24 protein-coding genes are annotated in these 23,237 nt (G+C 50.3%); 19 read left to right on the top strand and 5 right to left on the bottom strand.

The window, feature by feature from the left end:
* The first annotated feature begins 191 nt into the window (after window positions 1-191).
* The gene (locus ACLO87_RS09310) at window positions 192-728 is read left to right on the top strand and encodes a lysozyme (RefSeq protein ID WP_430223485.1); all 537 of its coding nucleotides are present in this window, start codon (window positions 192-194) and stop codon (window positions 726-728) included.
* Window positions 707-1,162: a hypothetical protein gene (locus ACLO87_RS09305; protein WP_430223484.1), complete on the top strand. Its 456-nt coding sequence runs from the start codon at window positions 707-709 to the stop codon at window positions 1,160-1,162. Before ACLO87_RS09310 ends, ACLO87_RS09305 begins: the two co-directional genes overlap by 22 nt.
* A 64-nt stretch (window positions 1,163-1,226) precedes the next feature.
* Here ACLO87_RS09305 and ACLO87_RS09300 read toward each other — a convergent pair whose 3' ends face one another.
* Window positions 1,227-1,745 carry a DUF1440 domain-containing protein gene (locus ACLO87_RS09300; RefSeq protein ID WP_430223483.1) on the bottom strand — a complete coding sequence of 173 codons (519 nt, stop codon included), beginning with the start codon at window positions 1,743-1,745 and terminating at the stop codon, window positions 1,227-1,229.
* 280 nt (window positions 1,746-2,025) lie between these two features.
* On the opposite strand from ACLO87_RS09300, the gene ACLO87_RS09295 reads away from it, so the two are divergent.
* The 9 genes from ACLO87_RS09295 to ACLO87_RS09255 are packed head-to-tail and all read left to right on the top strand — an operon-like array spanning window position 2,026 to window position 10,606.
* Window positions 2,026-2,286: a hypothetical protein gene (locus ACLO87_RS09295; protein ID WP_430223746.1), complete on the top strand. Its 261-nt coding sequence runs from the start codon at window positions 2,026-2,028 to the stop codon at window positions 2,284-2,286.
* Window positions 2,283-3,575, top strand: coding sequence for a hypothetical protein (locus tag ACLO87_RS09290; protein WP_430223482.1), 1,293 nt, complete (start codon window positions 2,283-2,285; stop codon window positions 3,573-3,575). The genes ACLO87_RS09295 and ACLO87_RS09290 overlap by 4 nt, the downstream gene beginning before the upstream one ends.
* Window positions 3,572-4,189, top strand: a complete 618-nt coding sequence (locus ACLO87_RS09285; RefSeq protein WP_430223481.1) for a TadE/TadG family type IV pilus assembly protein — start codon at window positions 3,572-3,574, stop codon at window positions 4,187-4,189. Before ACLO87_RS09290 ends, ACLO87_RS09285 begins: the two co-directional genes overlap by 4 nt.
* Before the next feature lie 3 nt (window positions 4,190-4,192).
* On the top strand, window positions 4,193-4,852 hold the full coding sequence (locus tag ACLO87_RS09280) for a hypothetical protein (protein WP_430223480.1): 660 nt from the start codon (window positions 4,193-4,195) through the stop codon (window positions 4,850-4,852).
* Between the two features lie 27 nt (window positions 4,853-4,879).
* Complete coding sequence (cpaB, locus tag ACLO87_RS09275; RefSeq protein ID WP_430223479.1) at window positions 4,880-5,863, top strand: Flp pilus assembly protein CpaB; 984 nt, start codon at window positions 4,880-4,882, stop codon at window positions 5,861-5,863.
* A complete protein-coding gene (locus tag ACLO87_RS09270) occupies window positions 5,856-7,238 on the top strand; it encodes a type II and III secretion system protein family protein (RefSeq protein ID WP_430223478.1) in 1,383 nt (460 codons plus the stop codon). Before cpaB ends, ACLO87_RS09270 begins: the two co-directional genes overlap by 8 nt.
* Entirely contained in the window at window positions 7,231-8,871 is a 1,641-nt protein-coding gene (locus ACLO87_RS09265) for an ATPase, T2SS/T4P/T4SS family (protein ID WP_430223477.1), read from the top strand. The genes ACLO87_RS09270 and ACLO87_RS09265 overlap by 8 nt, the downstream gene beginning before the upstream one ends.
* 14 nt (window positions 8,872-8,885) lie before the next feature.
* Window positions 8,886-9,734: a type II secretion system F family protein gene (locus ACLO87_RS09260; RefSeq protein WP_430223476.1), complete on the top strand. Its 849-nt coding sequence runs from the start codon at window positions 8,886-8,888 to the stop codon at window positions 9,732-9,734.
* Between the two features lie 2 nt (window positions 9,735-9,736).
* Entirely contained in the window at window positions 9,737-10,606 is an 870-nt protein-coding gene (locus tag ACLO87_RS09255) for a type II secretion system F family protein (protein ID WP_430223475.1), read from the top strand.
* 396 nt (window positions 10,607-11,002) lie between these two features.
* Here the strand turns inward: ACLO87_RS09255 and ACLO87_RS09250 are convergent, their stop codons facing one another.
* The gene (locus ACLO87_RS09250) at window positions 11,003-11,806 is read right to left on the bottom strand and encodes a BPSS1780 family membrane protein (protein ID WP_135865320.1); all 804 of its coding nucleotides are present in this window, start codon (window positions 11,804-11,806) and stop codon (window positions 11,003-11,005) included.
* 10 nt (window positions 11,807-11,816) lie between these two features.
* Window positions 11,817-12,788 carry a homoserine kinase gene (locus tag ACLO87_RS09245; RefSeq protein WP_430223474.1) on the bottom strand — a complete coding sequence of 324 codons (972 nt, stop codon included), beginning with the start codon at window positions 12,786-12,788 and terminating at the stop codon, window positions 11,817-11,819.
* A 216-nt stretch (window positions 12,789-13,004) separates the two neighbouring features.
* Between ACLO87_RS09245 and dusA the strand changes: the two genes are divergently transcribed.
* Window positions 13,005-14,033 carry a tRNA dihydrouridine(20/20a) synthase DusA gene (dusA, locus tag ACLO87_RS09240; RefSeq protein ID WP_430223473.1) on the top strand — a complete coding sequence of 343 codons (1,029 nt, stop codon included), beginning with the start codon at window positions 13,005-13,007 and terminating at the stop codon, window positions 14,031-14,033.
* Between the two features lie 8 nt (window positions 14,034-14,041).
* On the opposite strand, the gene ACLO87_RS09235 is transcribed toward dusA, so the two are convergent.
* Together ACLO87_RS09235 and ACLO87_RS09230 are read right to left on the bottom strand one after the other, a co-directional pair.
* Window positions 14,042-14,500, bottom strand: coding sequence for a CBS domain-containing protein (locus ACLO87_RS09235; protein WP_135864811.1), 459 nt, complete (start codon window positions 14,498-14,500; stop codon window positions 14,042-14,044).
* On the bottom strand, window positions 14,493-15,845 hold the full coding sequence (locus ACLO87_RS09230; protein WP_135864813.1) for a YihY family inner membrane protein: 1,353 nt from the start codon (window positions 15,843-15,845) through the stop codon (window positions 14,493-14,495). Before ACLO87_RS09230 ends, ACLO87_RS09235 begins: the two co-directional genes overlap by 8 nt.
* 71 nt (window positions 15,846-15,916) lie before the next feature.
* On the opposite strand from ACLO87_RS09230, the gene ACLO87_RS09225 reads away from it, so the two are divergent.
* The 7 genes from ACLO87_RS09225 (at window position 15,917) to leuB (ending at window position 23,230) form a co-directional block, all read left to right on the top strand.
* Window positions 15,917-16,318 (top strand): DUF2069 domain-containing protein, encoded by a 402-nt coding sequence (locus ACLO87_RS09225; RefSeq protein WP_430223472.1) that lies wholly within the window; start codon window positions 15,917-15,919, stop codon window positions 16,316-16,318.
* Window positions 16,319-16,320: 2 nt separating this feature from the next.
* Window positions 16,321-17,796: a protein adenylyltransferase SelO gene (locus tag ACLO87_RS09220; RefSeq protein ID WP_430223471.1), complete on the top strand. Its 1,476-nt coding sequence runs from the start codon at window positions 16,321-16,323 to the stop codon at window positions 17,794-17,796.
* A gap of 73 nt (window positions 17,797-17,869) precedes the next feature.
* Entirely contained in the window at window positions 17,870-18,934 is a 1,065-nt protein-coding gene (aroC, locus tag ACLO87_RS09215; protein WP_135864819.1) for a chorismate synthase, read from the top strand.
* Window positions 18,935-18,946: 12 nt separating this feature from the next.
* Entirely contained in the window at window positions 18,947-19,786 is an 840-nt protein-coding gene (locus tag ACLO87_RS09210; RefSeq protein ID WP_135864820.1) for a M48 family metallopeptidase, read from the top strand.
* A gap of 188 nt (window positions 19,787-19,974) precedes the next feature.
* The gene (gene leuC, locus ACLO87_RS09205) at window positions 19,975-21,387 is read left to right on the top strand and encodes a 3-isopropylmalate dehydratase large subunit (protein WP_430223470.1); all 1,413 of its coding nucleotides are present in this window, start codon (window positions 19,975-19,977) and stop codon (window positions 21,385-21,387) included.
* Window positions 21,388-21,389: 2 nt separating this feature from the next.
* Complete coding sequence (gene leuD, locus ACLO87_RS09200) at window positions 21,390-22,040, top strand: 3-isopropylmalate dehydratase small subunit (RefSeq protein WP_430223469.1); 651 nt, start codon at window positions 21,390-21,392, stop codon at window positions 22,038-22,040.
* 113 nt (window positions 22,041-22,153) lie between these two features.
* On the top strand, window positions 22,154-23,230 hold the full coding sequence (gene leuB, locus ACLO87_RS09195; RefSeq protein ID WP_430223468.1) for a 3-isopropylmalate dehydrogenase: 1,077 nt from the start codon (window positions 22,154-22,156) through the stop codon (window positions 23,228-23,230).
* Window positions 23,231-23,237: the final 7 nt, after the last annotated feature.

Below are 23,237 nucleotides of genomic sequence, written 5' to 3'. Positions count from 1 at the left end.
GATGCATCTGCCGATCACTACGGGGTCGGCTTTTTTAATTTATGGATGGACGCTGCAAGAGTTGGTGCTGATCTTGTGGGCGTTATATGTGGTCATTTTGATTGTGACGAAGTTGCCGGAGCTGCATAGGGCAGTAAGTCGCATCTATGTTTGCGTGCAGGGACGTTGGGCTAGTCTAAAGGAGTGGTGGCGTGGATCTAAAAACTAAAGCATTGACGGCAGCGGTGGCCATCGCAGCTGGGTCACTGACCCTTTATAGCGACGACCTAAATAATATGCTTAGCCGCTGGGAGGGCGACGGTCAAAACGTTGTGTATCCAGACAAGCTAGCCGGCAACCTGCCCACAGTGTGCCGAGGGCTAACCAAACACACAGTAAACGAGCCTATCGTTATTGGGGATTATTGGTCGCCAGAAAAGTGCGAAGAAGTGGAGCGTATCGTTACAGAGAAGGGGCAAATTTCTCTGGCTGAATGCTTACCTGTAGATATCAAGCAAGGGGCGTTTGATGCAGCTAGCGATATGGGTCATCACTATGGAAACCCACGGACGTGCGCAAGCAGAGCTGTTGGCTTGATGTGGGAGGGGAGATGGGAAGAGGCATGCGACGCCTTCGCCCACGCCCCGAGCGGTCGTCCAGTTTGGTCCTACGTGGGAAAGCAGTTTTACCGTGGGCTTTATAACCGAGCGCTAGACAGGAAGAAGCTATGCCTATCAAGTCTGGATTAACAGGGGCCGCTATTGCAGTGGCCTTTTTTGTGGGTGTTTGGCTGTATGGGCAGGCGCAGTACCGGCAGGGTGTTGGCGATACAACAGCAGATGCGGTGCTGGCGCAAATATCAATAGAGCAGGGGATGCAGTATGAGCGGGACAGGGCTGATGCAGAATATAGGGGGCTGGTGCGTGCGATGGAGACTACGCTGTTTGATCTTAATGCTGCTCGCGTCGAGCTTGACCGGCTGCGGCGTAGTGCAACCGGTGGCTCCCAAGTTGCCGGAGGTGGCAGCGGACTTGATGGAACCAGTACCGACTGGATCGGAGGTTTTGCGGCGTGCTACGCAGAATATGCAGAGCTGGCAACAGACGCTGCAAAGTGGGCAGACATGGTGAATGGGTTGCAGGGGTATATAAAAGCAATTAGAGGATATATGGGGAAGATATAAGAGCATCTTACGATACTGCCCTCTAAATTTTTGGGCAGTATCGTATCCATAGTGATGAGTTTAACTATTGAATCTCTAGCTCTTTTGTAAAGCTGTATCTGAGGTTGCTGCGCACAGCCTCGATAGACCATATCCAAAATGCTGTTCCGATGAATTCAGAGATTAAAGCTTCAGAGCCTGCAATCCATAACCAACCGGATAGGCCTAACAAAGGGACTACTAAACCATGTGCAAACACAGAGACGAAGAACCCAAAAACAATACCGTGAAGTAGTTTTACCTTTGGCAAGTATTCGGCAAGAACGCAGTAGACAATAGCTATGGCGATTGAAAATAGTATATGGACCCCATTCCCACCCCAATTAATGGAGGAGCCTAACCATTCGTATGTCATAGAGTCAACGTTAAACCCTAGTTTCTCTAGTAAGACTACTGGTGGCGGTGTGGTTTCAGGGGTTCTAGGTGGAATGAGTGTTTCAAAGCCAGACTTAACGAGGGCTGAAAAAATACCTGCAACTACACCTATATAAATAGCCAGACAAACATGTCGATACTGTTTTTGTGTGGTTTCAAGTAAGTTCATCACTGAGTCCTTATTATGCTGAAATTTAAGTTGAAGATTTAAGCAGGATAATCGTGACTAATGTATCTGTATGGTGCGATAGAAGAGCAGCATGTTTTGTTTCAATATGTTTTTTGCAACATTTTGGTTGAGATGAGTAGGTGGGTTACTAGTTGTCATACGGTGAAATGCTGTAAGAGTACTGTCTAATACTTCTATGTGCTATCTATACAAAACAAGGGCTTACAGGCACTATGTAGCCACTTCATATTAGACAAAATAAATAATAAAAGTCTTTTATATCAATGTATTAGATAGCCTAAATAATGTACTGGTCGAGTACATCATTATCGTAGCGTTAGTGGCGATTGCCGCTATTGCTGTCTTTCAGCTATTTGGTCAGGTAGTGCGCTCGCAAACCGCAGCGATTGCTCACGAGCTGGCAGGTGAAGATGGTTCGGAAATGACGCAGGCAGCAGGGGATGCTGCTCAAGCGACAGCAGCACAAACCTCAGCTAAAGGCCTGAAATCATTTACAGGCAATACGAGCGTTCCACAATGAGGCACGTTAGCCATTCCTCAGCCCAGCAAGGCCAAGTGCTGGTGCTGGGCATTGTATGCCTAGCGGTTTTGGTGCTGCTATTTAATCGTGCATTCTGGGTGGGGGACATTAGCTCAGCCAAAATGCGGCAGAACAGTGCTACGGATACTGCGGTGTACAGCGCTGGTCTTGTTCAAGCCAGACTACTGAATATGTTGGCGTTATTGAACCGGGCTTATGTAGCACACCATGTGGCAAGTGCTCACTTGGCTACGGCGGCTTCGTGGGGCCATTTTGCACTGACTCAAGCAGAACGTTTTGGTAGAGCAAATCCTCCAGCAAGTTTGATTGGTTTGATGTTTGGTCCTGCACATGCAAGGGATTATGCGTCTTCAGCGAAGGCGTTAGGGCTGGGTGAAAGCCTGTCGTTGCAAAGTCGATTACAGAGTGCTGCGCTTGCACACACTGAGTTTAGTAATCAGGTGTTTGGCAGGGTTCAGGAAAATCTTCAGCAGCATTTTTTGGGTTTAGCAAAGCAAAGTGCGGAAGTGATTTTGCAGCGCAGCTATCCAGAGAAAACCGCAGCGTCTATGTTGCGTGTCCAGTTGCAGCAACGCCCTAATACGGTATTGGCAAAGGTGGCGGCACAGTCATTTGTTGCGGACTGGGTGCGTGACAGTGCGGGAAACTATGCCTTCTTACAACCTAGGAACTACACGGCAAAAAACAAATGGGTAGTCAGCGCACGCTGCCCGCATTTGCGGCATCAACTACGCCGACGCGGTGAAACACGGCTAGATGATAAAGCGGGGTGGCGAAGTGGTGACACCTTGTCTTTTCATGCGCTGAGGTCTAACCGTTGGATAGGGTGCTATTACAGAGAGTACGCCATGGGATATGCCTGGGTACCTAGTCAGCAAGGGCAAGTACCTGATGGGGTGTTTATTGAAGATCCACCGGAGAATTTTTCCCAGCAGGATTTCTGGCGCTGGGTGCGCGAGGTAGCTGGTTGGGATCTACTGGGAGAGGATGCAAATCCGTTGGCGAGTTCGTATGGGTATGCGTTGGCACAGCCCTTAACGAGTGCGACATTGCAGCCGGCTCTGGTACTTGCTCCCAATGTGTCAGCAGTTTCTTTGATTTTGGAAGTAACCCAGCCTACAGCGTCTCTAACGTTAACCACACAAAGTGCGGCAGAGGTGGCTTACGTGCCGCCCGCACATGTGTCGCATCGTCCCAATCTCTTTATGCCGCATTGGGAGTCTAGGTTGATCGCCGAAGGTAGTGTACCTAGTTGGAGCGAATCATGAGCCAGCGCGGACAAGCAGTAGTGGAAAGCATCATCGTGCTGCCTGTATTGATGGGGCTGCTATTTATGGCGCACTGGTTGTTGTATGCGCAGCATGAAAAAAGTCGAATTCAATTGGCGGCCGCACATGGCGCGTTTCTACGTGCACAACTATGGTCAGCCGATGTCCTTTTAACGGAGCAACAGCGTCACGCAATCTGGGATGTAGAGGCTAAAGGGTTGAAGTATAGCCAAGAGAGTTATCGCTGGAATGAGAGCCTTAATAAGGAGTCATCCTCACTAGCAACTGAGGTGCGTTTAGAAGACGTAGGCATACATCAAAGTAGTCTACAGAAACGATTAAGCCATGCTTTATTTCCTTCGCTGACATTGCAACAACAGCATGTGGTGTTAGTGGGCAGTGGCAGTGCAGTAGCTGCTGCACACGTAAGGCAACGGTTGGAACAAGCCCCTCAATGGTGGGGAAAGGCGGCAGAGCGTAGTCGTCGTCAGGTACAGAACATAGAGCACTTAGTGGGCTCTGTAGATAAGGCGTGGGGGCGTGAAACCCCTAGCAGTGACTGGTTACGTCAATGGGAAAACAGCGTACCTCCACGGTATATACAGCAGGAGTGAGGCGTGAGGAGATCCATTACTAGACTGTGCTGTGTAGGCGTGGTTGGAATAAGTGCAATTGCCTTCACAGGGCCTCTGCAAGCGCAATGGTTAACGCAGTTGCACAGTGTGGAGCAAGGTTTGAGTGCATATAGCCCTGAATTATTACTCTCTTTGCAATCAGATGCATTGTGGTATTACGCATGGCAAGTGAAAGGCGTTGAGGTAGCCGGATTTATGCAGCAAATACAGGAACGCATTCCTCATCTTGAGCAATTACAGGTGCAAAAAAACAATGTGTTATGGGAGCAGTCTGCTATGCCGGATTCTTGTTCTATACGCCTACAAAAAGTAGATGCCAGCAGCTTGTTTATCGCACTGAGTTGTTTGCGTTCCGAGCAGCCAGTGCATCAGCCACTTTTCTCTCATCCCGACTTACAGCTGATGTGGGCGTGGGAAGAGAAGCTGGCAGGTATGAGAGTGCAGCATCAGTGGTATAGCGTGCCAACAAAAATAGAACCGCAGCCCTTGTTGATGGAGTTATTAGCCAAGAAATTCCCCAACATATCTGTACATGCAGATTCCTATGCCATGAGCTTTCAGTATGGCGCAGAGCAGTGGGTAATAAGTTGGGTTCCTATGGGTGAGCAGATGGTAGGGGTCTATGTATTGCGCTGGTATTAGTGCCAGAGGTAAGCAAGGAGGGGCACGATGAAACAAGCATGGCGGCAGCACTTATGGGCGCATCGATCAACCGCAGTTTGGATAGTGTTGTCTTTGTTGGGGGCGGGGTTAGCGGTATGGTCCAGTTCGCGTTATTTGGCTGATAAAACGCAGGAATTAGAGGAGCGTGCAGCAGTTCCTATGGTGTCTCGTTTAGTGGCTGCACGGTCATTACCAGTGGGGGCCATAGTCGGCAGTGATGATGTGGCTATACGTGATTTTCCTCAGCATTTGATCAGTAGCGATAGCTTATCGCCAGAGTATTTTCTGGCTATAGAAAACCAGAGGTTGGGGCATGCACTGGCGGCGGGTGATTTGATTTTGCCTGCCCATGTGCGTGAGCAAGAACCTGATCGCTTCTCTTCTATCTTGCGTCCAGGTCGTAGGGCATTAACCATCCCCGCTGATGTGTTGAGTTCTGTGGCGGGGCTTTTGCAGGCAGGAGACTTGATTGATGTGTATGTGTCTTTTGATTATCAACGACGTCGCATCTCTTCGCCTTTGCTGCAAGGCGTGCGGGTGTTAGCCATTAATCGCAACACAGAATACCTCAGTGAAAGCCGTTATGAAGCCAGTACGTTGACGTTGGATGTAAGTCCTGAAGAGGGGGTGACATTGTTGGCAGCGAGGCAAGCGGGGACATTAACGGCTATGTTGCGGCCAGTAGGCGATGCTGGTGTTTCTGATCGAGCCATTAGAGGTGACTTGGCGGCTCTATTAGGTCTGGCTGCGACGGCACCGACTAAAGCAGCAAAGTCTGCTCCAGTAGTGTACGGCAATCAGCAGAATCGTAAGTTGCAGGCACTGGCTCCGTCTATGGGGGCAGTCTCACCTTCTAGAGCATTGTTTTCGTTGCCAGCACAGGCTTACGGGCTAGAGAGTATGCCTGAACCAACGGCTACGCAGTGGAGTAATTGGGCTGAGCGCGACGCTGTAGATGCGATGTCATTACCGGGAGAGGTCTATGAGTGATGCTAACGCAAAGCAGGTGTTTGGTTTCGTATTAGCTGTGGTGATGTGTGGGTGGGCACCATCCGTATCTGCACAGATAGAAACTTGGCAGATGCAGGTGGGTGATATGAGGGTGTTAACAGTTCCTGAATTGGCACGTGTAGCTGTGGGTGATGGGCATGTACTGAATGCAGTAACCACCGAAGAACAAGAGGTGATTGTTTTTGCGCGCAACGAAGGCAGCAGTACTGTGCAGCTTTGGCAGCGTGACGGTAGTAAGCGGGCCTATCACGTGGAAGTGCTTTCTACAGGCGTGCGTCAAAGTAAAAGTGAGTTAAAACAGCTACTGGCCAAAATTCCTGGTGTAGAAATTAGTGAGGTGGGGGATAAGCTGGTTGTAGAGGCTACCCATTTAACAGATAGGCAGCAGGAGCATTTGGCGGTATTGGCCAAGCGTTATCCGCAACTTTTGGACTTAAGTGATAGCCAAGGGTGGGACGCAATGGTGCTGCTGGATGTGCAGGTGGTGGAGGTACCTCGTAATGCATTACGCAATCTAGGTACGCGCTGGAGTGATGCTACAGAAGGTGGACTCACGGCTGGTGTTGCATGGGAAAACTCAGCTGGTAGCATCGGTGCGCGTCCGGGGGAAACCGTAGTGGCCACGGAAATGGGCAGTTCAGCACTCAAGGGCTATTTTGGTATTAATGCGTTGCTTTCGGCACGTATACAAGCGTTGAGCGAGGTGGGCGCCGCAACCATCTTGGCACAGCCACAATTATTGGCTCGTAGTGGTAGTACGGCTGAGTTCTTGGCGGGTGGTGAAGTACCTTATACCGTGACCGACAGTAATGGTAATAACTCCACGCAGTTCAAACCCTATGGGGTTTCATTACGTATCACGCCTTTGATTCAGGCCTCTGGAGCGGTACGTTCACGTATTGAGGTAGAGGTGAGCTCTATAGATCCAAGTTTGTCAGTGCCCAGTGGCCCCTCTCTGAAAACGAGGCGAACAGCTACGGAGTTTAATGTGCAAACGGGCCAAACCTTAATTCTTGCGGGGTTTATTTCCAGAGAGGTTTCTCGCAATCAAGATAGGGTTCCGGGATTGGGAGCATTGCCGGTTTTGGGGGCGGCGTTTAGTTCTGAGCGTTTTCAGCGTCAGGAAACAGAATTGGCTATTTTCGTGACGCCGCATATTGTGGAGGCCAATCATCCCGTGATGCAGCAGCGCATACATAGGGCGCAGGCAATGGTGGCGCAACAGTTTCCAGATGCCCCCAGAGTGAATACAGCCATGGCACAAGGGGAAAGCCAAGACTTGTTGTCGCGGCCTGATTGGGCACTGCCAGTGGAGCCATTGAGTGTGCTGCTTCAAGGTGGTCATCATGAGTGATCTGGCTTTTAAGCTTTGCGGTGAATACCAAAATGGAGAGCGTTTTGAGTTTCCAATGGCAGAGCAGTGTGTGATTGGTAAAGAGGCCACCGCACAGTTGGTGTTAAAGGGGTGGCGTATTGCCAAGCAGCATGCACGCATCACTAGGCATGCTCAACAATACTTTTTAGAAGACTGTGGGAGTTTGGCTGGTACGTATGTGAATGGCCAACGCATAACTCAATACGGACCATTGCAAGACGGTGATTGCGTAGTGATAGGGCCGTGTCAGTTAGTGGTGAAGCGTGTTGTAGAGGAAGAGCAGGAAGTCGGGCGGCTACAGGTTAATAATGAAACGGTAGAGGCTAAGAAACAGAGTGCTTCTGTCGCCGCACAACGAGAGCAAGCCTTGTTGTTGGCGGAGCATGTGGCTGCTTTGCATACGCGTTTGGTGGATGCGCTAGAGTTGCGCCGTAAGCAGTACAGCGACATGAATGAAGCAGTATTACGTTTGGAAGCGCAGCAATGTGTAGAAGCGCTGATTGCTAAAAGCAGTGATTTCCCACCTTCATTATGTAAGCAGCAATTGGTTCAAGCCGTGTTGGATGAGGCATTAGGTTTAGGGCCGTTAGAGGCTCTATTACGCGACCCTAATATCAGTGAAATCATGGTGAACTCACCGTCACAGATTTTTGTGGAAATGCAGGGGCAATGCCATGAAAGCGCTGCTGTGTTTAGTAGTGAGACGGCATTGGTCGCCATTATGGAGCGTATCGTAGCCCCCTTGGGTAGGCGCTTGGACGATGCTTCTCCTATGGTGGATGCACGGTTACGAGATGGTTCTAGGGTGAATGCAGTGTTACCGCCTATTGCTCTTAAAGGCCCTACCTTAACCATACGCAAATTCCCCGCCAAGCGTTTGGTTATGGACGACTTATTAGCGTTTGGTGCGCTCAGTCCAACGATGGCTGAGTTTTTGCGTTGCTGTGTACAGGCCAGAAAAAATGTGGTGGTGGCAGGGGGAACGGGCTCAGGGAAAACGACGCTGTTAAACGTGCTTACGAACTACATTGCTCCTCAAGAGCGGGTAGTCACCATTGAAGACGCTGCAGAGTTGCAGTTGAACATGGCAAATTTGGTTTCTTTAGAGGCGCGGCCTGCCAACGTAGAAGGTGAAGGATTGGTAAGTATTCGCGATTTGGTACGCAATGCATTACGTATGCGGCCCGATCGTATAGTGGTAGGGGAATGCCGTGGAGGTGAGGCCTTTGATATGTTAGCGGCGATGAATACAGGTCATGAAGGCTCCTTGACGACAGTGCATGCTAATACCCCTAGAGAGGCGCTTAACCGTTTGGAAACGCTGGTGCTATTAGCAGGTATGGATTTGCCTGTAACCGTGGCACGTGAGCATATAGCCAGCAGCCTAGAGGTGTTGGTATTGCAAAAACGTTTAGCTGATGGGCGCCGCATCATTCATTCCATTACTGAGGTGTGCGGTTTGGAGGCGGGCCGTATACAGCTACAAGAGCTGTTTGCTGCTGAGGTATCCAGTTCTGGTGGCGTGGTGTTCAAAGGGCAGGGGCTAATACCGCAGATTTTTAGTGAGCAAATGGAGTGGTTGGATCAACGCTGGTTTAGCGATGTGGCCTAAAAAAGGAGGCTGGCATGTGGTGGATAGGTGCGTTGTTGGGAGTCATGGTAGCTGTTGCGGCATTCACGATGATGGCTGCGCCTAAGGTTTGGGGGGTATTCGAGCAGAAAAAGAAACAAGTAGATGCTCAGTCACAGGCGGTGTTAGAAGCGGCGTATTGGTTTGTGGATGCTCGTGTGCTGGCGCTATTTTTCAGCTTGATATTGTTGTTCAGCGTGTTCCTCTGGTGGTGGCTCACGGGTAATGTGTGGCTGGCTTGGATCGCTCCGATCGTGGTTCTGATTGTGGTGCCTAGAACAATGCGAGGTTTGCAGAAAAAGCGCCATTTGCGGGTCTGCACTCAATTGCCAGACTTTATTCAATCGTTAGCAGCAGCCTCGCGAGCAGGCTTGGGGTTGCAAGTAGCATTTCAGCAGTTGGCGATACAGAGCAAGTCGCCACTACGTGCTGAGCTGGAGCTTTGCTTGCGTGAACTACGATTAGGCATAGGGCTGGAACAAGCAGTGATGAATTTATCCAACCGTATCCCACACGAAGGTACACAGTTATTGGCAGCAAGCCTAGAGGTTTCTCAGCGTTGTGGCGGGCGTATCAGTGATGTGTTGGAGCGGTTGGCGCATAGTTTGCGTATGCGCTTGTATCTAGAGGAAAAGGTCAAAACGCTGACGGCACAAGCATCGTTGCAAGCATGGGTGATGGCCGCGATTCCGCTTTTGATTGCGGCGGCACTGAGTTGGATGCAGCCCGAGTTAATGCAGAGTTTTTGGTCTGAGCCCATAGGGTGGGGAGTAGCTGCTTTGATCGTGATATTAGAGAGTGTTGGGCTGCATATGATGCGTAAGATTGCTCAGATCAGGGTGTAGGTATGCAAGGTCTTTGGGGATATATTAGCTTTGCTGTGGTGGCCATCACGACGATGACTAGTCTACTGGGTATAGGAAGTTGGCTACGTACTAGATGGCGGCAACTACCAGAGCAAGTGCAAGATCGTGAATGGCATCAGTGGTTGGTGTGGTTGCATAGTGCGCTAGGTCGCAGACTGTGGGTGTTATTGCCGTGGCGATGGCGTCACCGATTACCGCTATGGCTAGGCATTGAGCAGCATGCCGAGGTCTATATGGTGCTGGGGCGATTGTTGTTGCAGGCGTTAGCCGTTGCGTTCATTGTGTTGATACTCAGTGCTGTCTACGGCGAAGAAATGAACCTTAATATGGCGGCAGTGGCTGGGGGAGTCACCTTGCTATTGCCTTGGTGGAAACGCTACCAAGAACGCCAAAGCCGATTGCATGCGCAGCGTTGCCAGTACCCGTTCTTTCTGGACGTATTGGCGTTGTCGGTAGAGTCTGGTGCCGGTGTGATGTTGGCTTTGCAAACTGCTGCTGAAAGTTTGCCATCAGGGGATTTGCAACGGCTACTACAGCAAGCCTTATTTAGAATGCGTTCCGGCATGAGTAGAGAGCAAAGCTTTGAGCGCCTTGTGCTGGATAGCGGTTTAGTTGAGATGTCAGTGCTTTCCGCTAACTTAGACAATGCTGTGAAAATGGGTTTGTCACTAAGCACTGTATTACGTGCGCAAGCGGATCAATATAGGCAAGAGCGTTTTTTACGAGCAGAAAAACAAGCTTTAGAAGCGCCAGTGAAAATGCTCTTCCCAGTAGTAAGTTGTATCTTGCCCTGCACCTTCTTGGTGATTGCCTTCCCGTTGGTGATGCAGATGATGCAAAGCTTGTTTTAAGGTGACGTCGTATGCCTATATCGCCCGTATCACAGAATGTACACCATGTTTGGAGTATGCAAAGTTTTCAGGCAAGGCTCTTTGGTATGCATCGTATAGCGATGTCGGAAAGGGCTCATACCGTCTTATATTTTAAGCGTTGCCGATTCGTGCATACCCTGAGACTGTACAGCGCACATGCAGTGCTTTTCTTGGGAAGTAAAGGTGAAATACTCAAGGGGCCGTTGCTGATGCAGCCGAACCGTATATACGGTTGTAGGCAGGCGGTAGAGGTGCTCGAGGTGCCTGTGTGGGTGCTGCAACTACGCCAATCAGTCTTGGAGCAAGAGCTAGGGAGTTGGCGTAGGTGTGCGCAGAGGCGTTAACAGCCAGCGTGATGCTTGGCTGCTATAGAATTTACAGATCAGGGTCTTGGTGCGAGGCTGCATTTAATGCCATCGCACTAGGGCCAAATACTGTCAGGTAAATAGGGTAGAAGCTACCATACAGAATCGCCAAAATGACCAAGCTAAGCGGTGTCAAAATCAGCTGTTGTAGGCTAGGGGCTAGGCCAGAAGATAACAAGATTAAATCCAGTTGCTGCATCAAGAAGTACAGCGCTAACCAACACAAGCCGTACAAAATGAATGGAAACTTGTTACGCCAGCAAGCCACCATGGAATAGAACAGTGCTTGTTTGATGGCAATGTTGTGCCAACCGATGAGGGCGGGGGCATGCCAGAACAGAGCGGACACCAGTACGTAGATAGCCATTAGGGCAAACATGGGCGCACGTAAGGCACGCATGAGTGCAGCTTCATCTACAGGAGTGCCTGGTGCAGGCATCACGCTCATGATGCTGTCTACGAATGGAATGGTTGCTAGTAACCCTGCAGCTAAACAGGCCAGCATGTAGAGTGCGCCCAGCTTGATTAATGGGTTGCGCACGTTAGCAGGGCGTAGTGGTGCCGTCCACATGCCTAGCTGCATTTGCTGGCCTTTAGCAATGTTGTGGCTGGCGTTTAGTACGATGAAGGTCAGTGCAGGGGAGGCTACCAGCAAAGCGATCTGGCCTAATAACGGCAGCAAATAGCTTAGATGGATTAGCAAGTTGGTGACCAAGCTCCAGAACAGCATGGCCATAGGTTGACGCATGAAAAGGCGGTAACCTTCTCTAACCCAAAGCCAACCATAGAGAAAGGGCAGGGAAACAGCTTGCATACAATGTCTCTTAATCTACGAGTTGAGGAGTGCTGGTGTCACGACGATTACGCAGCACGCGTTCAAAATGACGGGGATCATGCGGTTTAAGGGTTTCGGCTTCGCGTGGACGGAAGTAATCATACAGGCGGGAAATCCAGAAGCGCAGGGCAGCCGCTTGCAGCATGTACGGCCATGCTTGTTGTTCAGCATCAGTGAAGGGGCGAACCGCATTGTAGGCTTGCAACCAAGCCTGCAGCTTCGCATCGTCAAAACTACCATCTTCGCGGTTGATACACCAGTCGTTAACGCTAACTGCTACGTCAAACAGCCATGTATCGCAGCCGGCAAAGTAGAAGTCGATGAAACCACCCATTTGTGGGGCTTCTGGTGTGCCACTAAATAGCACGTTATCGCGGAACAAGTCACAGTGTGCTGGGCCAGATGGCAAACTTTTGTAGGTGTCGGTTTGCGCAAAGGCTTCTTGTTCGGACAACACCGTTAGCAACAGTTCGCGTTGGCTGTCATCCAAGAATTCCAAAATGGAAGGCACTGTTTTTTGCCACCACGCCAAGCCGCGCAGGTTTGGTTGGTAAATCTCGAAGTCTTGAGCAGCCAAGTGTGCTTTAGCCAAGGTGTCACCCGCCAGAGTGCAGTGCGCAGGGCTTGGGTCAGGTTCGTAACGACCAGGTAGCAGACTAACAATAGCGGTAGGCTTGCCATTCAAGCTGGTGAGTAACTTACCATTTTTCAGTGCCTGAGGCTTAGGTACAGGAATGTTGCGCTCAGCCAAGTGGTGCATTAACTCAATGTAAAAAGGTAACTGTTCAGCAGTTAGCACTTCAAACAGAGTGAGCACATACTCGTCACGAGTCGTGGTTAGAAAATAGTTGGTGTTTTCTATGCCTGCTGAAATACCGCGCAGATTGACCAAGTCGCCTAAGTCGTATGAGCTAAGCAACTGCTGAGCGTCACTTTCAGAAACAGTAGTAAAAACAGCCATAGTATGAATAATGCAAAAAAGTTGGGATAGCGCGATGGTATGGCGCAAGACTTAACCCTTTACTTTAACCTGTTTGAGGGCTTGTAGTGAATAGCCTAAGCGCGAGTTACCTACATTTATTAGCGCTTAGCCGTTGCTATCGCAGGGCAAAGAGAAAAATGCCTGCGTGTTCTGGCGTAAAATGCTGTTTTTGCCCCATTTTTAGCAGGTGAGTGTGTGTCAGGACTTTCAAACGTTATAGCCAATACGGCGTCTACGAACAAAGCAGATTGGACGCTTTGCGTAGCCCCTATGATTGATGTAACGGATAAGCATTGCCGTTTCTTTCATAGAATGTTGGCGCCGCGTGCAAGGCTGTACACCGAAATGATCACCACAGGCGCATTGCAGTATGGTGATGTGCCGCGTTTGCTGGATTACGATGCGAGTGAGCATCCTGTGGCCCTGCAGTTAGGGGGTAGTGAACCTGCTGCATTAGCCCATAGCGCCAAGCTAGGGGAGCAATGGGGTTACGACGAGATCAACCTAAATTGCGGTTGTCCTTCCGAGCGTGTGCAGAAAGGGGCGTTTGGCGCGTGTTTGATGGCCGAGCCTAATTTGGTGGCAGACTGTGTGAAAGCTATGCAGGATGTGGTGAGTGTGCCAGTCACGGTCAAGCATCGTTTAGGATTAGATTACGAACAAGACTATAGCTTTGCACAGAACTTCGTCGGTGTTTTGTATGAAGCAGGTGTGCGTGTGTTTGTAGTGCATGCACGTAATGCGGTGCTTAAAGGCTTATCACCCAAAGAAAACCGGGAGATTCCACCGTTGCGTTATGACTATGCGCGTCAACTTACTAAAGACTTCCCTGATGCGACATTTGTGTTGAACGGTGGCTTGGCAACGACGCAGCAATCGTTAGACGAGCTGGCTGGCTTTGATGGGGTGATGTTGGGCAGAGCAGCATGGCATACGCCTGCGGTGTTGCGCGAGATCAGCCAACATTTATGGCCAGAAGATACATATATGGAAGGTGCTGAAATCGTGCAGCGTATGTACGGTTATGCGCAGGCATTAGTGGCGCAAGATCTGAATATACGTATGGCAACGCGTGCGATGTTGGGCTGGCCACATGGTTTGCCAGGTGCGCGTCAGTGGCGCAGAACCTTATCTGACGCAACGATTATGAATAAGAATGAGCCAGAAGTATTACTGGCAGCGTGGGAAGCACTGCAAGCTCGTCAAAACGAGCCTGCAGCGTAACGCAACGATTAGGCAGCTGAGTTGCCTTGGTCTGATGGCCAGTCGCGAATGTAAGCTTTCAGCATAGTGTTCTCAAACTGCTGAGCCTTCACGATGGCTTTAGACATATCGTAGAACGAGATCACACCTTGCAAGGTGGGACCATCCATGACGGGTATGTAGCGTGCGTGATTGTCCAGCATCAGGCGCTGTACTTCGTCAGCACTGGTGTTGGGTGTCACGCTTACTGGTGCGTCATCCATAATGGCGCGCACCGTAGTAGCTGTAGTACCGTGTTGGGCTTTGTGCAAATAGCGAATGATTTCCCTGAACGTGAGCATCCCGGCCAATTGACCGTGTTCCATAATCACCAGTGAACCGATGTCTTGTTCGCTCATGATTTGAATTGCGGTATCAATCGCCATGTCAGGAGTCGCGGTGTAGAGAATATCCCCTTTGACTCGTAAAATTTCACTAACTTTAAGCATACGAGGGCTCCTGTGCTGCATTAAGTGACGTGCTTAATTTTTTTTGTATGGATTCAGATATATCTTCCAGCAACCCAGGCTGTTCAAACAACTGCTGTAGACGCAGATGAGGATTAGCCAAGGTGGCATTCATTATTAAGGCTACACCATTGCCCACTTCAGTGCTGGGTTGAGCCCTATTTAATAGGAAGGTGTCAACCAGCGCGGCAAGGTCAGTTTGGGCTGGATCGCAGGCTAAAACCCAGCGTTCACGGTTATTTTCTTGGGTGTTAGCGACATATCCCAGCTTTTTAAGCGTAAGTAGCGTACGTGTCAGTTCGTGGGCATCGTGAGTCAAAGTGTCGCTTAATTGCTCCACTGGCAAGCCTACGGGAGTGTGGCCTCGCTGCAGCCACAGGCTGTGCAACATACTGAGTGCATGTAGGAATGACTCACCTAAATAGTGTTTTTCGTTAGGATCACGGTGCCTACGTATATCGGGAAGAATAGCGGCAAACGAGGCGCCTAGCAGCACCACTAACCACGACAAATACACCCAGAGCAAGAAAATAGGGATGGTGGCAAAGGCACCATAAATTAAGGTGTAAGTGGGGAATTTAGTCAGGTAAAACGCAAAGCCGGCTTTCAGTAGTTCAAGGAAGAAAGCAACGAGCACACCGCCTACAAAAGCGTCACGCCAGCGCACATGGCAGTTGGGTACGAAGGTAAAAAGTGCCGTAAAGCTCAGTACCGTCAGTAAAAAAGGCAGCGCAGACAGCAGTAAGGAAATCACAATCCCAAAACTACTGATATAGCCCATGGATTCACGGGCAAGCATAGTCGTCGCCCACAGACTAGCACCACCCAATATGGGGCCTAACGACAGCAATGCCCAGTACACCAACAAGCGCTGTGCAAGAGGGCGTTGAGTATTAACCTGCCAAATATCGTTTAACGTGCCATCAATGGTAGAAATCAACATGATGGACGTAATAATCAAAAACAAGCTACCAATGGCTGTGAGGCTAGAGGCCTTAGCAGCAAACTGATTTAGGTAGGACATGATCGTGTCAGACACGGCCTCAGGCATCAGATTCGTAGTGAAGAAGTTTTCTAATGCTTCACGAAAATCAGAAAAAAGAGGGAAGGCTGTGAACAGAGACAGTACTACAGCTAGCAGCGGTACTGCTGCCAGAATGGTGGTGTAAGTGAGGCTGGAAGCGACTTGTGTTAAGCGTCGCTGGGCTATGCACCGCAGCATGACCGCCGCCAGTTCGCGTTTTTTACGTTGAGGTTGGCCAGAAGCGGGTGGCGTTTTCGCCTTCTGTGCCAAAGCATCAATAGAAGGGGACGGTTGGTTGGTCATGGTAAAAAATCATCCAGCTGACTGCGTGCAATGGTATAGGGTTTTAACCCGCCTTAGGCGATAATACCAGTATGAATGCTCAATTGAATCCCGTTTTACATCGTGTTGCCGCTGCATCGTTAATAGGCCTGATCGTCCTTTGCATAGCATGGGAGATGTGGCTGGCGCCATTGCGCCCCGGTGGCTCGTATATGGCACTGAAGGTGTTGCCGTTAATTTTGCCTTTACCCGGTATTTTGCACGGGAAAATCTATACCTTGCAGTGGTCTTCTATGTTGATTCTGCTGTACTTCATGGAAGGCTGTGTACGTGCATGGTCTGATCCGAATCCTGCATCGGTGTACTGCGCGATTGCTGAAATTATCTTGTCGTTGGTGTTTTACTTTTGTGCCATTTTCTATTTGCGTCCTGCTAAAAAAGCGGCCAAAGCACGTGCGAAACAAGTGGCTGCTGTAGCGGCCAAGGAGCAGTAATCATGTCGGTGTTGGCCTCTACTCTAGATGATTTGCGCGTTAGCAATGGTTTTGCATCGTCGTTGCCAGAAACGTTCTACACGTTATTACAGCCCTCAGGCTTACGTGATGCACAACTGCTGCATGCTAATGACGATTTAGCTCAGCGTTTGGGCTTGAGTCAGGCGCTGCTGCATTCTCCTGAGATGTTGGCTGTGTTGTCGGGTAATGCGCCATTACCCGGTGGAAAAAGCTTAGCCGCCGTATACAGCGGGCATCAGTTCGGCGTGTGGGCCGGGCAGTTAGGGGATGGACGTGCGCATTTGCTGGGTGCAATTGATGGGCCTCAGGGCACACAAGAGTTGCAGCTTAAAGGCTCAGGGCTGACACCATATTCCCGCATGGGGGATGGCAGAGCGGTCATACGTTCGTCGGTGCGAGAGTATTTGGCCAGCGTGGCGATGAAAGGTTTGAGCATTCCAACGACTGAAGCCTTGGCAATTGTGACCTCACCTGTGCCGGTGTACCGCGAAACGGTAGAGCGCGCCGCCATCGTGACGCGCGTTGCCCCTAGTTTTGTGCGGTTTGGTTCTTTTGAGCACTGGTTAGGGCACCCTGAAGAGATGCAGGCATTGCTGCACTATGTAGTGCAAAATTTTTATCCTGCACTGTACAAAAACAGTGAGGATCATGCCGAGCTAGCCCGTTTGCTGCTAACAGAAGTGACCCAACGTACCGCTTACCTGATGGCAGACTGGTTAACCGTGGGTTTTTGTCATGGTGTGATGAATACCGACAACATGTCCATTTTGGGGCTAACGTTAGACTTTGGCCCCTTTGGCTTTATGGATGCTTTTCAGGCTAACCATATCTGTAATACAACCGATCAACAGGGGCGATATGCATGGAATCAGCAGCCTTCGGTTGGGCATTGGAATCTTTATAGATTAGCTAGTGCCATGACTACCTTAGGGGCGACACCCGAAACACTGAACCCAGTATTGCAACAGTACGAAGGGTGGTTCTTAGAGCGATACAGAGAAAATCTGTGTCGCAAAATGGGGTGGCAAGAGTGGTTGGAGGGCGATACGCAATTGATTGATGATTGGTGGCGCCTACTGCACAGAGACCAAGCAGACTTTAGTTTGAGCTTCCGCGCGTTGGCGTGGGCAGAAAAACACCCTGAGGCTTTCTTGCAATGTTTTCATGATCAAGATCAGGCGCGTGCATGGGTAGAGAGATACCGTGTGCGTCTAGAGGCTGATCAACAAACCACCGCACAGCGTCAGCAATCCATGAATGCGGCCAATCCGCTGTATGTGTTGCGTAACTACTTGGCACAACAAGCGATTGCCGCCGCAGAAAAGGGTGATGCGTCAGTACTGTCTGATTTGTTTACGGTGCTCAGCAATCCGTTTGAGGAGCGTTCTGGCTATGAACAGTACGCTGAAGTGCCGCCACCAGAGGCGCAATCTATAGCCCTGAGTTGCTCATCCTAGCTTGTACTCGGTGCATGCTCCGGGCTTTAATGCCATAATTCTGCTTTCGATTGGCCTATAAACCGAACTGTTTATGTCTGCAAATACTTTAGGTAGCTTATTTCGTGTAACGAATTTTGGGGAGTCTCACGGCCCAGCCATTGGTGCTGTGGTAGATGGCTGTCCACCCGGATTAGAACTGAGTGTTGAAGATATTCAGCTAGAACTAGACCGCCGTAGACCTGGCACATCGCGCCACGTTACGCAGCGTCAAGAAGCCGATCAGGTTGAGATTTTGTCTGGTGTGTACGAAGGTAAAACTACCGGTGCGCCTATAGCTTTGTTGATTCGCAATACCGATCAGCGTAGTAAAGATTACGGTAACTTGTTGGAAACTTTCCGCCCAGGTCACGCTGATTACACCTACTGGCGCAAGTACCAGCACCGTGATCCTCGTGGTGGTGGTCGTTCTTCTGCGCGTTTGACAGCGCCTACTGTTGCAGCCGGTGCGATTGCCAAGAAATGGTTGGCGGCCGAGTTCAAGACAGTGATTCGTGGTTACATGAGTCAACTAGGCCCTATCGTGATCCCATTCAAAAGCTGGGATGATGTGCCTAATAACCCGTTCTATGCGGCTGATGCTGCTGTGGTTCCTGAACTGGAAGCCTTTATGGATGCGCTGCGTAAAGAAGGCGATTCTATAGGTGCACGTATTGAGGTGATCGCCGAGGGTGTGCCAGCCGGTTTGGGTGAGCCTATTTATGGTCGTCTGGACGCCGACATTGCTTATGCGATGATGGGGCTGAATGCAGTGAAAGGCGTAGAGATCGGGGATGGCTTTGAAAGTGTGTCGCAACGTGGTTCTGAGCACGGCGATGCTATTTTGCCTGACGGTTTTGCCTCGAATCACGCAGGTGGTATTTTGGGTGGTATTTCTTCCGGCCAAGACATTCGCGTGTCGCTGGCGATTAAACCTACCTCCAGCATTCGTATCAAGCGCCCCTCCATTACGCAGCAAGGTGAAGCTGTAGAAGTGCAAACATTGGGGCGTCATGACCCTTGTGTGGGTATACGTGCCACACCTATTGCTGAAGCGCTATTGGCCATCGTGTTGATGGATCAAGCGTTGCGCCAACGAGCACAGTGTGGGCAGTGGTAAGGATTACTGCGTATGAACCTGTTTGGGCTATGGCGTAAGGCATGTATTATCGTGGCGGCAAGTGCCACGATCATTCTTACGGGTTGTGCTGCAGTAGATACTACTGCCAGCGGCGTTGTCGGCATACAACGTAAGCAGTTTATGTCCAGTTTTGTTCCCGAACAGGAGCTGAATTTAGCGGCTGCGCAGAACTACAACGAAACGCTAGCGCAAGCTCAAGCACAGGGGGCATTATCCCCCAATGCGGAACAGGTTCGTCGTGTGCGAGAAATTTCCGCCAAGATTATCAATCAAGTACCAGTGTTTAGGCCAGATGCCTTGCAGTGGGATTGGCAGGTCAACGTACTGAAGTCTGATGAGCTTAACGCGTGGTGTATGCCTGGTGGAAAAATGGCGGTGTATACCGGCTTGATAGAGAGGCTCAAAGCCACTGACGACGAACTTGCTGCTGTGATGGGGCATGAAATTGCCCATGCTCTGCGTGAACACTCTCGTGAGCAAATGTCTCATAAGATGGGCACCAGTATTGGCTTGGCGATTTTGTCAGCAGTGGTAGGGTCGCAGGCAGTGGGTGATTTGGGCGGCTCGTTAACAGACGTCATGTTCCATTTGCCAAACAGCCGTACGCATGAGGCCGAGGCCGACTTAATTGGCGTAGAGCTTGCAGCGCGTGCAGGGTACGACCCCAGAGCAGCCATTAGCTTCTGGGAAAAAATGATCAGTATGTCGGGTAGAAACGGCAATGAGTCAGATCTCTTGTCTACTCACCCGTCGCCACAAAGCCGTATTGATGAGCTGCGTGTTGCAGCAGAATTGGTAATGCCTTTGTATTTGGAAACTAAAAAACAGTAGGGCGATGCATTACCGACTACAGCGGGTTTTGGGCGAGTCTCAGAACCCGCTTTGTGTTTTTTGGGAGGAAGGGTGGTACTCCCAATACTAGTATAACTAATGGTCTTGTGCTGGTTTTAGAGACGGGCATAATGAATCCATCGCGAAATAACAGCGTTTCGCTTGTTCTGATTGATTGAGAGTCTGTTATGGCAAAAACTTTATACGACAAGCTGTTTGACAGCCACGTGGTGCACCGTGAAGACGATGGCACCTGTTTGCTCTATATCGACCGCCAGTTACTGCATGAAGTGACTAGCCCCCAAGCCTTTGAAGGGCTGGAGCTGGCTGGCCGTAAGCCTTGGCGTATCAGTGCCAACCTTGCCGTAGCAGACCACAACGTTCCTACTACGTCACGTGCAGCAGGTATTGCTGATCCTATCTCCAAGTTGCAGGTAGACACGCTGGAAGAGAACTGCCAGAAATTTGGCGTGACCCTGTTCGATATGGACGACCAGCGTCAGGGTATCGTACACATCATCGGCCCAGAGCAAGGTGCTACGTTGCCGGGCATGACCATTGTGTGCGGTGACTCCCACACCAGTACGCACGGTGCGATGGGGGCGTTGGCCTTCGGTATCGGTACTTCTGAAGTTGAACACGTGCTGGCTACCCAAACCTTGCTGATGAAGAAAAGCAAGAGCATGTTGGTAGAGGTAAACGGTGACTTGCCAGCAGGCTGTACGGCTAAAGACTTGATCTTGCACGTTATTGGTGTGATTGGTACTGCCGGCGGTACAGGCTATGCCATCGAATTCGGTGGTTCAGCCGTACAAGCGCTGAGCATGGAAGGCCGTATGACTGTGTGCAACATGGCTATTGAGGCTGGTGCACGTTCGGGCATGGTAGCGGTGGACGATAAAACCGTTGAGTACTTCCGTGGCCGTCCTTACTCCCCTAAAGGTGCGCAGTGGGATCAAGCGGTTGAGTACTGGAATACATTGAAAAGCGATGATGGCGCGCAATTTGATGCGGTGGTTCGCATTGATGCTGCAGATATCAAGCCTCAATTGACATGGGGTACATCGCCAGAAATGGTGTTGCCAGTGGATGCCAATGTGCCTGATCCACAGAATGAAAAAGACCCAGTACGCCGCGAAGGTATTATCCGCGCGTTGCAGTACATGGGTTTGGAAGCCAACCAGCCATTGACTAGCATTGCTATTGATAAAGTGTTTATTGGTTCCTGTACCAACGCACGTATCGAAGACTTGCGTGCTGCTGCTGAAGTTGCACGAGGCCGTAAGGTAGCGAAAAACGTTAAACAGGCTATCGTGGTACCAGGTTCTGGTTTGGTGAAACAGCAAGCCGAAAAAGAAGGTTTGGACAAAATCTTTGTTGAAGCTGGTTTCGAATGGCGTGAGCCTGGTTGTTCTATGTGTTTGGCGATGAACGCCGACCGTTTGGAGCCGGGTGAACGTTGTGCTTCCACATCCAACCGAAATTTTGAAGGTCGTCAGGGGCAGGGTGGACGCACACACTTGGTCAGCCCAGCCATGGCTGCTGCTGCCGCTGTAGTAGGTAGCTTTGCCGATGTACGTCAATTGAGTCAGGAGCACTAATCATGCAAGCTTTTACTACTCACAAAGGAATGGTGGCTCCGTTGGACCGCGAAAACGTGGACACCGACTTGATCATCCCTAAACAGTTTTTGAAGTCCATCAAACGTACTGGCTTCGGCCCTAACTTGTTTGACGAGCTGCGCTATCTGGATCACGGTGAGCCAGGTATGGATAACAGCAAACGTCCTCTGAACCCAGAGTTCGTGCTGAACCAGCCGCGCTACCAAGGTGCTTCTATCTTGTTGGCACGTAAAAACTTTGGTTGCGGTTCTAGTCGTGAGCACGCGCCATGGGCGTTGTTGCAGTACGGTTTTAGAGCCATTATTGCACCATCGTTTGCCGATATTTTCTTTAATAACAGCTTCAAAAATGGTTTGCTGCCCATCATCCTGCCTGAGGATGTAGTCGCTAAGCTGTTTGATGCTGTGCAGGCTAAAGAAGGCTATCAACTGAGCATTGACCTGGAACGCCAGAAAGTCATTGCTGAAGATGGCCAAGAGTATGGCTTTGAGATCGATGCCTTCCGCAAACAGAGTTTGCTCAAAGGATTAGATGAAATCGGCCAGACTTTGCAAAAAGCAGAAACCATCAAGGCGTTTGAAGCCCAGCGTTTGGCGCAGCACCCTTGGTTGGTGGGTAATCCATCTGCTTAACTCTTAACACGCGGCCGCCTAGCGGCCGTGTGGCTTGTCTGGATCAGTGGCAAGCCACACACAGAACATAGTGTGAGCACCGCACGGTTCGTTACAACACCACAGGAAAACGTATGTCTACAAAAATCGCAGTATTACCCGGTGATGGCATTGGTACCGAAATTACGGAACAGGCCGCGCGCGTTCTAACCGCTTTAGGCTTGGATCTGGAATTGCATCATGCACCCGTTGGTGGTGCAGCGTATGACTTGCACGGCCATCCTTTGCCGCCAGCAACATTAGAGTTGGCTAAATCATCCGCAGCGGTACTGTTTGGTGCGGTAGGCGATTGGAAATACGACTCCTTGGCACGTGAACTGCGTCCAGAACAAGCGATTTTGGGTTTGCGTAAAGCCCTGGGTTTGTTTGCGAACTTGCGTCCTGCGATTTTGTACCCACAATTGGCAAATGCATCGTCGTTGAAGCCAGAAATCGTGTCGGGTTTAGATATCCTGATTATCCGTGAACTGACAGGCGATATTTACTTTGGTCAGCCTCGTGGTGTGCGTACCGTGAGCGAAGGCAACTTTGCCGGTGAGCGTCAAGGTTTTGACACTATGCACTATGCTGAAAGTGAAGTGCGCCGTATTGCACATGTGGCATTCCAGGCTGCACAAAAACGCCAAGGCAAGCTGTGTAGCGTAGACAAAGCCAACGTGCTAGAAACCTCGCAATTCTGGCGTGACATCATGATTGACGTAGCGAAAGAGTACCCGGATGTTGCATTGAGCCACATGTATGTAGACAATGCGGCCATGCAACTGGTTCGTGCGCCAAAAGAATTCGACGTAATCGTGACGGGTAATCTTTTTGGTGACATACTATCAGACGAGGCAGCGATGTTGACGGGTTCCATCGGCATGTTGCCTTCTGCATCCTTGAACGCGTCGCAGCAAGGTCTGTATGAGCCTAGCCATGGCTCCGCTCCTGACATCGCTGGTCAGAACAAAGCCAACCCCTTGGCAACCATTTTGTCTGCAGCGATGTTGCTGCGCTACTCACTGAATGAAAATGCTCAGGCAGTACGGGTAGAAAAAGCAGTGCGCCAGGTGTTAGAGCAAGGGTTACGCACAGCAGATATCTATGAAGCGGGTACTCAGTTGGTGGGTACACGCGAAATGGGGGATGCCGTGCTTAAGGCATTGGGTTAATTTGGTT

It is taken from the genome of Paenalcaligenes sp. Me52, from assembly GCF_050487965.1.
Classification (GTDB): domain Bacteria; phylum Pseudomonadota; class Gammaproteobacteria; order Burkholderiales; family Burkholderiaceae_B; genus Paenalcaligenes.
Note: the sequence above shows the minus strand (reverse complement) of the source record. Positions and strands in the feature narration are given on the sequence as shown.